Origin of the sequence: Paenibacillus sp. Root444D2, assembly GCF_001426375.1 — a bacterium.
In the GTDB taxonomy this organism is placed as follows: domain Bacteria; phylum Bacillota; class Bacilli; order Paenibacillales; family NBRC-103111; genus Paenibacillus_E.
In genome coordinates this window covers 1-13,399 of sequence record NZ_LMEO01000017.1, presented here as the reverse complement: position 1 = coordinate 13,399, position 13,399 = coordinate 1, and the positions used below count along the sequence as shown (strand labels likewise).

Genomic DNA, 13,399 nt, shown 5'->3' with positions numbered 1-13,399 from the left:
TCGTCATTTCGCCTCTTGATTCCAACTCGTTATGCTATATTGATAGCCTTGTTCAACTAGAAACAACTGCCTTTTCATAGCAAAATCCTGCTCCTTCGTATCCTCGCTAATCAGAGAATAGAAGACAGCAGCGTTAGTACCGCTGCTCTTAGGGCGAAGGATGCGACCTAGCCGCTGCGCCTCTTCTTGCCTCGAACCATAGCTACCCGACACCTGAATGGCTACGACGGCGTCGGGCAGATCCACAGCAAAATTGGCAACCTTGGATACAATAAGGAGAGGCAGCCGACCCTTCTTGAATTGTTCATATAGGTCTTCTCGGATATCATGCGCTACTCCGCCGCTGATCATGGGCGCGCCGGTATGGGCAGCGATGAGCTCTAATTGACTAATATATTGGCCGATGATTAACGTCTGTTCATTAGCATGAAGCCCCAATAAGTGGTCAATAACGTCTAGCTTAGCGGCGTTTTCTCCAGCGATCCTGAACTGCTGCCTAGCTCCCGAGGCTCCATAACGATCCCGATCATGAGCCGATAGAGGCACTCGTACTTCCTTGCAGGCTACCTTGGCTATCCAACCCTTTGACTCAAGCTCTTTCCAAGCCATATCATATTTCTTCGGTCCCACAAGCGAGAAAACGTCTTCTTCTCGACCGTCTTCCCTAATTAACGTAGCCGTTAATCCGAGTCTGCGAGTTGCTTGTATCTCGGCTGTAGCCCGAAAAACGGGGGCTGGCAAAAGATGAACCTCATCATAAATAATCAACCCCCAGTCTCTCTGACTGAACAGCCGCATATGCGAGAATTCGTCTTCTTTCTTCCCACGATGCGTCAAAATCTGATATGTCGCAATCGTAATAGGCCTTACTTCCTTCGTAGCGCCGTTATATTCCCCTACCTGGTCTTCCGCCAAGCCTGTTTTGCTCAAAATTTCACGTTTCCACTGCTTCACCGAAGTAACATTGGTTGTCAGAATCAACGTAGCACAGTTACACCTGGCCATCGCGGCAATGCCGACCACCGTCTTCCCTGCTCCACAGGGAAGTACCAACACACCGCTACCGCCTTCTCCGACACGGTTAAAAGCATCTACAGCATGTTTTTGGTAATCCCGCAGCTGGAACGGCACTTCCATCGTATCTTCATTCCGAAGCTGAATCGGAAGAAATTCACCGCTGCGATAAGCGGCCAAATCTTCTACAGGATAACCCAACTTGATAAGTTCTTGCTTCAAGATACCTCGTGAAATCGGAGAAATAGCAATAGCGCGCTCTCCGCGGGTATCCTCTAAATACCTCTTCAACGAATCGTACGCGCAAATTTCTTTCAACACAACCGTATCATCGCTAACTAAATAGAGCTCATTTCCGACATTCTTCATACGCAATATGCCATACCGTTTCACATATTTCCGAATGCTGCTCAGTACCGCGGTAGGGACACCAAATTTGGCATTCCGCTGCAAAAAGTCCGACATTTCTTCTATTGGCATCCCAGCAGCTGACGCATTCCATAGCGATAATGGCGTAATCCGATACGTATGGAGATGCTCTGGGCTTTTGATCAAATCCGCAAAACGGGATATCGTCCCCCTTACAGCTTCAAATTCTGGGTGATTCGTTTCCACTAATATCGATAAATCGCTCTGTACAATCAGAGGACGGGTAGGATCCATGGCAATCATGTGCTGCCTCCTTTTTTTCTAGTATGAAAGGAAAGCACTTGATTTAAACATCCCCACCATGCTAACGTCTAAAACATACTCAAAGAAATGCTTACGAAGTTACGAATTACTTAGGAGGTCCTTCATGCGCAAATGGAAAATCTCTCTTGCTTTGCTGCTTAATTTAGTTATCTTGATGACTGCTTGTGGGAGTAAACCCGCAGCTATAGCTGGCAGAGAGCGTGTAAAAGTGGAACGTATCGTGGACGGTGACACGCTTGAGGTCACAATGAAAGGGAAGAAAGAGAAGGTTCGATTAATTGGTGTGGACACACCGGAGACGAAGAAACCTAATACACCGGTTATGTTTTATGGAAAAGAAGCAAGTGCTTATACGAAGAAACGATTGGAGAAGGAAACCGTCGAGCTTGAATTTGATGTAGATAAAAAGGATCAATATGATCGCTGGCTCGTTTACGTATGGATCGGGGAAGAACTGTTTAACCGTACCCTTGTTCAAGAGGGGTATGCGCGGATGGCTACATATCCTCCGAACATCAAGTACGTGGATGCCTTTAAGAAGGATCAAGAAACAGCCCGTAATCAGAAGAAAGGCTTATGGAAGGATTACGATAAAGCATTTGATACCAAGAAATAACCGATAACTACCAAAGCAAGTAGTACAGATAGCACGCCAGCAATCGGTAGGAAAGGACCCCCCCTTCTCTCCTTCTTTTCGTACCAATGGGCCCTTCTTGAACGCTTTTCTATTTCTCTTATATGCTGCTCAAATCTTTTCTCTATTTCGTATAGATTCCACATGGTAACTCCCCCTATCCTTTGGTTGAGAACGATTTTACCATGGCAGGAACTCCCAGAGTTATCTATAATAAATGATCGTAACCATCGGAAAAAGTGATGATTGGAGGGCGACTAGAATGGATCTCACCTTGTATAAAACACTGCTTGAAGTCGCCAAATGGCAAAACTATACGAAGGCGGGTGAAAGTCTCGGCTATGCTCAGTCTAGTGTGACATCCCAAATTCAAAAGCTGGAAATGGAATATGGGATCGAAATATTTGAACGTATCCGCAAAAAGATGCGACCGACACCAGCCGGCGACATTTTACTCCGATATGCCTCCAAGCTTGTCAAATTAGTAGAGGAATCGAAGATTACGGTTGCGGGTCAAACAACGGGGAGCTTTATCATTGGCACACATGAGACAACCATGTGCTCTTATATGCTGCCACCGTATTTAGGAGCTTTCAAGAGGCGCTACCCGCAAATTACGATCACCATCAACGAAGTCGTCGAGAATGATATTTATCGGGCTCTTAAAGCAGGCGAATGCGATATGGGGTTCATTGTTGAACGTGACATAACTGACCCTGATTTGGTATTTGAAAATATTCAAGAAGAGGAATTCGTCATTATTGCCTCGCCGGATCACCCGTTAGCAGCCAAATCATCCATTGTTCCACAAGATTTAAACGGCAGCGAAATTCTGATGTCGACAATAGGAAGCCGCTGTCGCAATCTATTCGAAAAGATGCTGCGCAAACACCAAATCCAATATACGCTAGCTTATGAAATCAATAATTATGAAACAGTCAAAAAATGCGCGATGCATGGACTAGGTCTTTCCTTGCTTCCCAAAACGACCGTTACCGCTGAAACGCAAAACGGGCAGCTAGCGATATTACCGCTAGACTACCCGAATTTCAAGCTAAACGTACAGCTGTGTTATCATGCCAAAAGGCAATTATCGATGCCCATGAAGGCTTTTGTCCAGTTAATGTGTAGGCCTACTCCACACGGATTGCATTCGCCTGAGCAATCAAGCACAGCTCTGCTGCTTTGAACGTATGCGCCTGTGTCATGGCATGCTCTGTACGATTCAGACAGTCCAAGATCAACTGGCCGAAGAAAGGAAAGCCTACTTGTCCATGGAGGCTGTAGTGCTTTTCTCCTTGCTGGTTGACCAGGTATAACTGATCTCCCTGCGGATCGCGAGCGATGTCAATATATTTACGCAGTTCAATATATCCTTCTGTTCCTAGAATAACCGTCCGTCCATCTCCCCAAGTACCCAAACCACTCGGTGTAAGCCAATCTACACGGAAATAATTTGTCGCCCCGTTGTCCCCGATCAGTGTTGCGTCACCGAAATCCTCCAGCTCTGGATAATCCTTCGCATGGTAATTCGCCACTTTACTGCTTACAACAGTAGCATCCTTGCACCCTGCATAGTACAGAAACTGTTCAATTTGATGACTGCCGATATCACAGAGAATGCCGCCATAATTTTGTTTCTTGAAAAACCAATCAGGGCGATTCGAATGACCCAATCTGTGCGGCCCTAAACCAATGACCTGCACGATTCGGCCAATTGCACCTTCTTCAATGAGCTGACCCGCGAAAACGGCACTTTCCACATGGAGACGCTCACTGTAATATACAGCAAATTTGCGACCCGTTGCTTCAACAGTTGCCTTGGCTGCAGCCAATTGATCTAACGTTGTGAAAGGAGCTTTATCTGTGAAATAATCTTTGCCATTCTCCATCGCACGGACACCTAAGGCTCCGCGTTCCGAAGGTACAGCAGCTGAAGCGACTAGCTTGACTTCGGCATCGTCAAATATTTCTTGCTCAGACGCAGCTACCTTCACATGAGGATACTTCTCCACGAAAGCCTTTACCTTAGCAGCGTCCTGGTCATAAACCCATTTGAGCTCTGCTCCTGCTTCTTGCAAGCCATTGCACATCCCATAGATATGACCGTGATCCAAGGCAATCGCTGCGAAAACGAACTCCCCTTTTTGAACGACAATGTTCGGCTTCCCTTTTGGTGCGTAATTCATTCCATCGCTTTTCTGCATGTCCGAATTCCTCCACTATCCTACCCATGTTACGCATTAGCGCGGGGTGTTCATATTTTTATACTACAAGTGTTTTAAAACCGGCCTCTTTATTGACAGTGGAATTTTTTATTTTATCTTGCAAATGCTGCTCGAATAATTCTTCGTCAATCGGCAGGTCTACCCAATTGTCTGTCCACGTCGACAACAACATGGCGTTGGATAGCATCAGACCTTTGATTCCTTCTTCTCCTGGAGCGACCAATGGCGTGCCATGTAGAATGGCATCCACCCAGTTTTGCGTGATGCCTTTGTGGCCTGTTTCTTGCCCTTCAATTGGAATCTCGCACTTCCAGCACTCCGGTTGGCCGAATCCACCCTTGTAGGTTTCATTAAATTCTCTCTCGGATACGCGTAAACGCCAGAAAGTTAGCTTCCCATCTTCGATCACAATTTTACCGCGGTCACCGGACAACTCGAAACGGTTCGTACCCGGTGCTTCGCCCGTTGTTGTAACGAATAAGCCCGTAGCCCCATTCTCATACTCTACGAATGCGGTTACATCGTCCTCAACTTCGATATTGCGATGCTTTCCGAAATAACAAAATGCACGAACTCGTTTAGGCATCATATCGATCGTCCACTGCCACAAGTCAAGCTGATGCGGGTCCTGGTTAATGAGTACACCGCCGCCTTCGCCTGCCCACGTTGCACGCCAGCCGCCTGAATCGTAATAGCTTTGGGATCTGTACCAATTCGTAATAATCCAGTTCGTTCTGCGAATTTCGCCAAGCTCTCCGGAAGAAACCAGATCCTTCAACTTTTTATATAATGGATTTGTACGTTGATTGTACATCATACTGAACACTTTGCCTGAAGCTCGCGCAGCTTCGTTCATTTGTCTAACTTGTTTGGTATAAACACCTGCTGGTTTCTCACACAACACATGGAGTCCGGCTTTAAATGCACGGGCAGCCACATCTGGGTGATCATAGTGCGGAGTCGCAATCAATACACCGTCAATTGTCCCCGAAGTAAGGAATGTATCGAGATTGTCGAATAATTGGACGCCTTCACCTAGGTTTTCTTTCGCCCATTCCAAGCGGTCCGCTCTGAACTCACAAATAGCGGTTAGCTGAGCACCCTTCACTTCATTATTCACCAAGTATTTGGCATGTCCGGTTCCCATATTGCCCAGACCAATAATACCAATCCTTACTTTCTCCATATGGTTATCACCTTTTCTTGTTAGTTTCACAATTATTGAACACGTTATCAATGTAGCATATTTAGAAGACCGCATCTTGTCGCAGATTGACCACCTTATTGCGAACTTTGACAGTTACAAGATATAGACAAAATGAGAAAAGACCAGTTTCCTGGTCCGGTCCCTCCCTTTTTCACGAAAAAGCTGGCAGTTGGATAAGGACAGTGGTGCCAACGCCAAGCTTACTTTGATATTCAATATGTCCTTGGTGTTCATCAATAATCGCGAAGCTAACCATTACGCCGAGCCCAGTTCCCTTCTCTTTGGTCGTATAAAAGGGTTCCCCTATGCGCGGCAGCCGCTCCTCCGATATACCCATTCCCTGATCTGCGAAATAAAGAACTACACCGCCCGCAACCTTTTTCACAGATATATGCAGGCCGCCTCCGATTGGCATTGCCTCAATTGCATTTTTAATCATATTCACGAAAACCTGCTTTAATTGATTTTGCTCACATTTAACCAGAGGAAGATTCGGTTCACAATCTAGTTCGATGATCACATTGCTCATGATTGCTTCTGTATTCAACAGTTCAATGACTTCGCTAAGAATAGCTGTGGTATCATGAGGATGAAAGGCAACAGCCTGTGGCTTAGCAAGAATCAGAAGCTCTCCTAAGATCAATTCGATACGATTAAATTCTTCCTGCATGATCTGAAAATACCTAAGCTTGCTTTCTTCGTTTGCTTGACACATCAGTTTAGCAAATCCTTTGAGCGCCGTAAGCGGATTACGGATCTCATGTGCGATACCTGCTGCCAATTGTCCAGCGACATTCAATTTTTCCGTTTTGCGAAGAAGCTCTTCTGTCTGTTTCTGTATGGTGATATCCTGCACCGTACCAAATAGACGCAGCGGCCTTCCCCATTCGTCATAGGTCGTTTTGGCCATGGTATGAATCACGCGGACCTCATTCTCATTCACAATAATTCGATACACCAAATCTAGAAGACCGCCATGCAGAGCATCACGAATTGCCTCTTTCACTTTAACTGTATCATCCGGATGAACCGCATTAAAAAAGGCTTCTATTGTATTCCCAAAACCTTCACGGCGCAAATGAAACAGCACAAACAGCTCGTCTGACCAATACAAATCATTCCTGATCACATCCCAGTCATAGTGACCCAATCCCGCGATTTCTTGTGCAATTTCCAAATTGGCTTTGCTTCTTTTAAGCTCTGCTTCAATTTGTTTATGTGTTGTAATATCGTGAATGAGCCCCCGTACAGCCGTACGACCGTTATCGCGGAGGACGCGCTCGATTTGTGATTTGAGATGTCGCACCTCTCCATCTTTGCGAACAACCCTGTACTCGACTTCAGATATTCCAACCTGAATCGCTGTCTCAAAAGCAAGGGCTACTTTATCGCGATCATCCGACACAATTAGCATAATAGCTTCGCTTAAATCCATAGAATCTACGGGATCAAGACCATGTATTCGGTACATCTCCTCGGACCACATGCAATACTCATCTGTCAGATATCGCTCAAAGCTGCCAAACTGTCCCAGTTTTTGCGCTTGCACAAAACGCTCCTCGACCAGCTTACGCTCTGTAATATCGCGCCAAATACCCAATAGCTGACTTCTCTTACCATCTTCATCTAACATCCATTTGAAATTTTTCTCAAACCACACGTACCAACCTTTTTTATGCAAGAAACGACAGGTGATCATCCCTTGGTCCGCAACAGTCGAGTAGTTTTCGTCCGTAAAAATGTTCTTCAAAATCTCTATGTCTTCTGAATGACAATACGTCAATATACGAGTACCGACCATTTCATCAACTTCATAACCGAGCAATGGATGAGTAGCAGGGGATAGATATCGAAATTTACCATCTACGGAAGTCAATGTGATTAAATCTTGAAAATTCTCTGTATATTTTAGATAATACTCACTTTCTAGCAATGAACTAATTTCAGCAAAATCCGGTTTGCGGAATGCAATATGCAAATTCCCGCCAAATGGATATGCACTTACCTTTATCCACTGATTGGACGATTTTATGTACTCTTCAAAATGAACTTCTTCCTTATTTTTAAGGGCTTTATGGAATTGATCGTAACAAGCGTACCGTATCGCAGCAGGAAATTCGGCCCAAGCGACTTTACCCAATAATTCATTAGGCGTACGATTTAAAATTTTTGCTGCATATTCGTTGATATATGTATAATGCCAACCTGCGTCTAGAATAATTACACCAATAAATGCGCTGTCTTTGACCTTATTCATTCTAAGATGGTGACCTCCCCTACCCTTTTCGCTATCATTATCTCTCATCACTTATCGGTAGTAAAGATAACATTTTTTCCTGACAAAAAAAGCAACCCTTCTCCATAGAATGGAAAACAGGTTGCTTGCTGTTATACGTGGATCCTAATTATTTACTGCCGACGAGTGTTTTGTCTGATGAAATCTTGCTAAGCGCTTCTCCAGCTTCATCCTCAAAGGTGCCGCGCACCGCTAGGTCACCGATGGCTACTATTCCGACAAGCTCACCGTTCTCCACTACTGGTAACCGTCGAATTTGATCTTTAGCCATCATTTTGGCGGCCTCTTCAACAGTAGTATCTGGGCTTATTGTCTCTATATCCTTCGTAATTACATTCTCGACAGCTGTAGAACCAGAATGCTTTTCCGCGTACCCGCGAACAACAAGGTCACGGTCTGTTACAACACCAATGAGCTTCTTGCCCTCTACAACGGCAACGAATCCGATATCGTGATTCTTCATTTTTAAAGCGATCTCGTAAATATTATCCTGCAGAGTAACCGTCACGCAATCTTTACTCATGATGTCCCTCACTGTTTTACCTGCCATGTCCCATAATCCCTCCTCAGAGTTAACTTACCTCTATAGCATTCTCCAAAGGAAGGACGGCATTCATGCCATATAATCCAAAGCCATTCCTAATAACAAATTTGCTGCATTTAGCATGGATTTCTCGTCAATATCGAACTTCGGATGATGGTGCGGATGTATGATACCAGCCTCAACATTACCTGCACCAACGAACATAAAACAACCTGGTCGGTGATTCAAATAATAGGAAAAGTCCTCTCCGGCCATAATAAGTGGGGACTCGTGTACGGCTTCTGCCCCAAACAATTCGGTGCCAACTTTGAAGAAACGCTCTGCTTCTTTCCCGTCATTAACAACTGTTGGATAACCTAATTTATAGTTTATCTTATAGGAAGCCTGATTCATCTCACAAGTGGTATGTACGATCCGTTCAAGGCGCTGCTTCACATCTTGTCTAAGTTCCGCATTGAAAGTGCGCACAGTGCCATTCAGCACACTCGTTTCAGCTATAACATTGAAGCTTGAGCCTCCGTGGAAGGATCCAACGCTAACCACACATGGTTCAATCGGATCTATTTGTCGACTCACGATCGATTGGAGATTAACAACTAATTGAGAAGCTACATAAATACTGTCAATGGTTTGATGAGGCAACCCCCCATGTCCACCTTTTCCTTGAATATGGATAGTAAATTCGTCGGGTGCCGCCATTAAGGGACCCGCTTTGGAATAAAAATGGCCTATAGGAAATGGCGTCCAGAGATGAACGCCGAACACGGCATCAACACCTTCAAGAGCTCCGTCTTGGATCATGGAATCAGCGCCACCAGGCGTAATTTCTTCAGCATGCTGGAACAGGAAAACCAGATTCCCTTTCAGTTGAGCGCGATGCTGACTAGCCACCTTGGCAATGCCAAGCAGTGTTGAAGTGTGTGCGTCGTGTCCACAAGCGTGCATAACGCCTTTTGTGAGCGAAGAATACGTACAGTTCTTCTCATCTTGTATAGGCAATGCATCCATGTCTGCTCGAAGCGCAACCGTAGGACCTTCGCTGCTGCCGCGGAGCAGTCCGACAATACCATTGCCTCCTACATTTTTGCGAACTTCAATATCCCAACTCTGTAGATGGCTCGCCACAAATTCAGCTGTGCGATATTCATGAAAAGAGAGTTCTGGGTTTTGATGTAAGTAGCGTCTCCAGGCAACCATTTCTTCATAATTGGCTTGTAAGCTTGCTTGAAAATCGTTCATATGGAAAATCCTCCGCCCATCCTTGTTTCTTAACTTTTCACGCTTGCCGTGTCATTGAACCTATTCTACCAAATAAATGAACATGTTTCATCTGTAAAGTGCCATCAAATATTAGAAAATTGACGTTGCTATCGACTTGCAGAACCTTTGGAAACATACTATCATGAATAAAGAATGCATACGTACAATATGGAGGCGTTAAAATTGATTATTGAAGCAACTGGCCTAAAAGGCTTAAAAAGTGATTTGGCTCACCTGGATGAAGTAACGACAAAACTTGGTTTTGTGCGTTGGCAGTGGGAATACACGCGTGCTACTTATGATTTTAAAATGGAAGATAAAGCAAGCAAATCCGTGTATTTCTTACGTGTAAATGCTCGTGTAGAATCCGGCAAACTAGAATCTCCTTATGCAATCCTATTCTTAGAAGATGCGTACATAGGTAAAGAAACGTTCCCGCATGGCTTGGATTACAATTCTCCTATCCCTGAGTCGGTTCTCAAAATTTCCAACCAAAAATTAGCTCAACTGCAGCAATTATTAGCAGACTAGGCGGGGAAACAGCATGAATCCCCCTCGAAGAGGAACGCCGGATTTTCTGCTGCTATTTTTAACCTTTGTACTCGTTTGCTTCGGACTTGCTATGGTTTTCAGTGCAAGCTCAATGACGAGTGCTTATCGATGGGGCGACCCTTGGTATTTTACGAAGAAGCAATTGATAGCTGTTGGCTTAGGAAGCGTTGGCATGCTTTTCTGCATGAACCTCCACTACACCAAGCTAAAGAAGTTAGTTATTCCTGCTTTCTTTGTTGTTGTTATGCTGCTCGTTCTTGTTATTTTCACTTCAAAAGCAAATGGTGCAGCCAGCTGGTTTAATGTAGGTAAATTTGGCATTCAGCCAACGGAATTTGCCAAACTAATTGTTATTCTTTACTTGGCATCTCTCATTAGTAATAAAGAAGAGAAGTTCCGTAATTTCAAGAAAGGCCTGCTCCCTGCCTTGGTGATCGTTGGATTTGTCAGCATGCTCATCATGCTGCAGCCTGATTTGGGCTCCTGTATGATCCTGCTAGTCTGCTCTGCCATTGTCATCATTGTGGGTGGCTCCAACCTTAAGCATATTTTCCTTTTAGGGACAGGCCTTGCTGCAATCGGCACTATGGTTGTTACCATTTACTTACTAAAAAATAACACAGCAGATACGTCAAGCAGTTACCGTCTGAACCGCCTAACCTCTTTTCTTGATCCATGGGCCGATACTTCGGATACTGGGTACCAGGTCGTCCAATCCTTATTCGCATTCGGACATGGCGGACTGACGGGTGCAGGATTCGGTCAAGGTATTCAAAAGCTGCATTATTTACCTGAAGCTCATAATGACTTCATTTTTGCAATCATTGGAGAAGAGTTTGGTTTTATTGGGAGTTCGATATTCATCCTTATTTTCCTGCTCTTTATATGGCGTGGCATCCTCGTCGCTGTTCGCAGTCCCGATTTATTCGGTATGGTAGCCGGAGTTGGCATTATGAGCATTTTTGCCTTCCAGGCCGTCATCAATATCGGTGGCGTTACAGGATCCATTCCACTGACCGGTGTAACCTTGCCCTTTATTTCAGCAGGAGGTTCCTCCATGATGGTCTCTCTCATCAGTATGGGGATCCTGCTCAGTATATCTCGGGAACAAACACACAAAGAAGATGCAAAACCCAAAAAAAGACCCAATCGATTTCAATGAAATCGATTGAGTCTTTTTTCTATTTTACACGATGTGGATCGTCTGCTGTCTCTTCTTCCTTGAACGCGACACCTTCCACCTTGACATTGACCTCAACCACGGTTAGTCCTGTCATATTTTCAACAGCTTCTCTCACGTTTTCTTGGAGATCCCTGCATACATCCTGAATACGAGAACCGTAATTGACGATAACACGTAGATCGATGGCTGCTTCTACTTGCCCAACCTCCACAGAAACACCACGCTGAACATTCTTACCACTGAGTCGTTTAGCTAAGCCTTCCGAGATACCACCTGACATGCCCGCTATGCCTGCTGTCTCCAGAGCTGCAAGTCCTGCAATTGTTGATACTACATCATCAGAAATACGAATTAATCCGGTTTGATTGTCTTCGGACATACAGATCATCTCCTCATATATAATATATGACCTTTAAGCTTACTTAAAGTCTCTCATTGTTGAGTGAAGCTCAAAGTCCCCCCCACACAGGTATAAATCTATTGTAATAAGTTCGCTAGATGAAAGCAAGAACCAGCAACAACGGACAAATCGAATTTACATTGGGTTCCAAAGTAGGTATATTAAAAGAAGTCAAAAAGTACCAATAAAGAATGAGTCGGAGGGTTTACTTTGAAGGGAAAATTGTTCTACATCGGGTTAATCATTTCTTTCGTTACAACAGGCATCGCTCATTACATGCATCTGAATTCAACGCTTCAATTCGTTATTGCTTGTATAGCGATCATTTTTGTAGCTGGATTTCTAGGTAAAGCGACAGAGAGTGTTGCCCACTATGCAGGTGAGCGCGTAGGCGGATTCCTCAATGCAACGTTCGGTAATGCAGCTGAGTTAATTATTGCGTTCTTCTTAGTTAGAGATGGATTGTTCGATGTCGTCAAAGCCAGTCTCACCGGAGCTATAATCGGCAATTTGCTGCTTGTACTGGGACTGAGTATATTTTCAGGTGGATTAAAGTTTAAGGAACAGTCATTTAACGTGAAACTTGCTTCACACAATTCTTCCTTAATGATTCTTGGGGTTGTTGCGTTATTCATACCAGCCATCTTCGCAGGTGGATTGACAACCAAAGAAACGTCAACAATGAGCATGATCGTAGCCATATTACTGATCGTTGCCTACTTGCTCTGGCTACTATTCTCCATGGTTACACACAAAAGTGTACTTTCTGATGAAGCCATTGAACATGGTGAGGCAGCGTGGTCCAAAGGAACTTCCATTTTATTTCTAATCCTAGCTACAGTCATGGTGGCTTTCACGAGTGAATGGTTAGTTGGTACATTAGAGGAAGTTACCCATAGATTTGGATTATCAGAGCTGTTTGTAGGGGCATTCCTCATTGCCATCATTGGAAATGCCGCGGAGCATAGCGCAGCCGTGATGATGGCTATGAAGAATAAAATGGGCGCAGCCGTTGAAATAGCAATCGGCAGCTCATTGCAGATTGCCCTATTCGTAGCTCCTGTGCTTATACTTGTCAGTTTCTTCGTAAGTGGAACACCTATGAACATTGTCTTTTCCACATATGAAATTGCTGCAATCGGAGTCGCCGTCTTTATTACGAAGTCGATAACCCAAGATGGCTCGACCAACTGGTATGAAGGTCTCCTGCTGCTCGTGGTCTACATCATTCTAGGCGTCGTATTCTTCCTCGTCTAAATACTTTATAAAGACAAAAAAAGTAACCCATTGTGGAGAGCACTGCAAAAGCCTTACTTTTGAACGAAGTGGATCTGCCAAATGGAAAAAGCATGAGATAAAGAAAAAAAGCAGTTCGTTCCTCATCAGAG

General features: G+C 44.5%; 12 protein-coding genes. 5 read left to right on the top strand and 7 right to left on the bottom strand.

The genetic code is table 11. From position 1 onward, the window contains the following. Window positions 1-3: 3 nt before the first annotated feature. Entirely contained in the window at window positions 4-1,686 is a 1,683-nt protein-coding gene (locus ASD40_RS12045; protein WP_057303529.1) for a DNA repair helicase XPB, read from the bottom strand. A 124-nt stretch (window positions 1,687-1,810) separates the two neighbouring features. On the opposite strand from ASD40_RS12045, the gene ASD40_RS12040 reads away from it, so the two are divergent. Continuing rightward, on the top strand, window positions 1,811-2,323 hold the full coding sequence (locus ASD40_RS12040; RefSeq protein ID WP_057303528.1) for a thermonuclease family protein: 513 nt from the start codon (window positions 1,811-1,813) through the stop codon (window positions 2,321-2,323). Between the two features lie 280 nt (window positions 2,324-2,603). Beyond that, window positions 2,604-3,530 carry a LysR family transcriptional regulator gene (locus tag ASD40_RS12035; RefSeq protein WP_057303527.1) on the top strand — a complete coding sequence of 309 codons (927 nt, stop codon included), beginning with the start codon at window positions 2,604-2,606 and terminating at the stop codon, window positions 3,528-3,530. Here the strand turns inward: ASD40_RS12035 and ASD40_RS12030 are convergent. The 5 genes from ASD40_RS12030 to ASD40_RS12010 form a co-directional block, all read right to left on the bottom strand. Then, window positions 3,475-4,548, bottom strand: a complete 1,074-nt coding sequence (locus ASD40_RS12030) for a Gfo/Idh/MocA family protein (RefSeq protein WP_057303526.1) — start codon at window positions 4,546-4,548, stop codon at window positions 3,475-3,477. The genes ASD40_RS12035 and ASD40_RS12030 overlap by 56 nt on opposite strands. Before the next feature lie 58 nt (window positions 4,549-4,606). Next, complete coding sequence (locus ASD40_RS12025) at window positions 4,607-5,755, bottom strand: Gfo/Idh/MocA family protein (RefSeq protein ID WP_057303525.1); 1,149 nt, start codon at window positions 5,753-5,755, stop codon at window positions 4,607-4,609. Between the two features lie 172 nt (window positions 5,756-5,927). After that, window positions 5,928-8,033 carry a PAS domain-containing sensor histidine kinase gene (locus ASD40_RS12020; RefSeq protein WP_057303524.1) on the bottom strand — a complete coding sequence of 702 codons (2,106 nt, stop codon included), beginning with the start codon at window positions 8,031-8,033 and terminating at the stop codon, window positions 5,928-5,930. Between the two features lie 148 nt (window positions 8,034-8,181). Next, window positions 8,182-8,622, bottom strand: a complete 441-nt coding sequence (locus tag ASD40_RS12015) for a CBS domain-containing protein (RefSeq protein ID WP_057303523.1) — start codon at window positions 8,620-8,622, stop codon at window positions 8,182-8,184. A gap of 63 nt (window positions 8,623-8,685) precedes the next feature. Then, window positions 8,686-9,855, bottom strand: coding sequence for a M20 family metallopeptidase (locus tag ASD40_RS12010; RefSeq protein WP_057303522.1), 1,170 nt, complete (start codon window positions 9,853-9,855; stop codon window positions 8,686-8,688). 204 nt (window positions 9,856-10,059) lie between these two features. Between ASD40_RS12010 and ASD40_RS12005 the strand changes: the two genes are divergently transcribed. After that, on the top strand, window positions 10,060-10,407 hold the full coding sequence (locus ASD40_RS12005; protein WP_057303521.1) for a YugN family protein: 348 nt from the start codon (window positions 10,060-10,062) through the stop codon (window positions 10,405-10,407). A gap of 13 nt (window positions 10,408-10,420) precedes the next feature. Continuing rightward, complete coding sequence (gene ftsW, locus ASD40_RS12000) at window positions 10,421-11,590, top strand: putative lipid II flippase FtsW (protein WP_057303520.1); 1,170 nt, start codon at window positions 10,421-10,423, stop codon at window positions 11,588-11,590. 19 nt (window positions 11,591-11,609) lie between these two features. Here the strand turns inward: ftsW and ASD40_RS11995 are convergent, their stop codons facing one another. Beyond that, a complete protein-coding gene (locus ASD40_RS11995) occupies window positions 11,610-11,990 on the bottom strand; it encodes an Asp23/Gls24 family envelope stress response protein (protein ID WP_029195598.1) in 381 nt (126 codons plus the stop codon). 231 nt (window positions 11,991-12,221) lie between these two features. Between ASD40_RS11995 and cax the strand changes: the two genes are divergently transcribed. Continuing rightward, window positions 12,222-13,268, top strand: coding sequence for a calcium/proton exchanger (gene cax / locus ASD40_RS11990; RefSeq protein ID WP_057303519.1), 1,047 nt, complete (start codon window positions 12,222-12,224; stop codon window positions 13,266-13,268). Window positions 13,269-13,399 lie beyond the last annotated feature (131 nt).

What these genes read in the sequence shown, in the direction of transcription:
- ASD40_RS11995 (WP_029195598.1), bottom strand. Translation starts at nt 11,990, where the DNA reads ATGTCCGAAGACAATCAAACCGGATTAATTCGTATTTCTGATGATGTA.
- ASD40_RS12035 (WP_057303527.1), top strand. Translation starts at nt 2,604, where the DNA reads ATGGATCTCACCTTGTATAAAACACTGCTTGAAGTCGCCAAATGGCAA.
- ASD40_RS12045 (WP_057303529.1), bottom strand. Translation starts at nt 1,686, where the DNA reads ATGATTGCCATGGATCCTACCCGTCCTCTGATTGTACAGAGCGATTTA.
- ASD40_RS12025 (WP_057303525.1), bottom strand. Translation starts at nt 5,755, where the DNA reads ATGGAGAAAGTAAGGATTGGTATTATTGGTCTGGGCAATATGGGAACC.
- ASD40_RS12015 (WP_057303523.1), bottom strand. Translation starts at nt 8,622, where the DNA reads ATGGCAGGTAAAACAGTGAGGGACATCATGAGTAAAGATTGCGTGACG.
- ftsW (WP_057303520.1), top strand. Translation starts at nt 10,421, where the DNA reads ATGAATCCCCCTCGAAGAGGAACGCCGGATTTTCTGCTGCTATTTTTA.
- ASD40_RS12020 (WP_057303524.1), bottom strand. Translation starts at nt 8,033, where the DNA reads ATGAATAAGGTCAAAGACAGCGCATTTATTGGTGTAATTATTCTAGAC.
- ASD40_RS12030 (WP_057303526.1), bottom strand. Translation starts at nt 4,548, where the DNA reads ATGCAGAAAAGCGATGGAATGAATTACGCACCAAAAGGGAAGCCGAAC.
- ASD40_RS12040 (WP_057303528.1), top strand. Translation starts at nt 1,811, where the DNA reads ATGCGCAAATGGAAAATCTCTCTTGCTTTGCTGCTTAATTTAGTTATC.
- ASD40_RS12010 (WP_057303522.1), bottom strand. Translation starts at nt 9,855, where the DNA reads ATGAACGATTTTCAAGCAAGCTTACAAGCCAATTATGAAGAAATGGTT.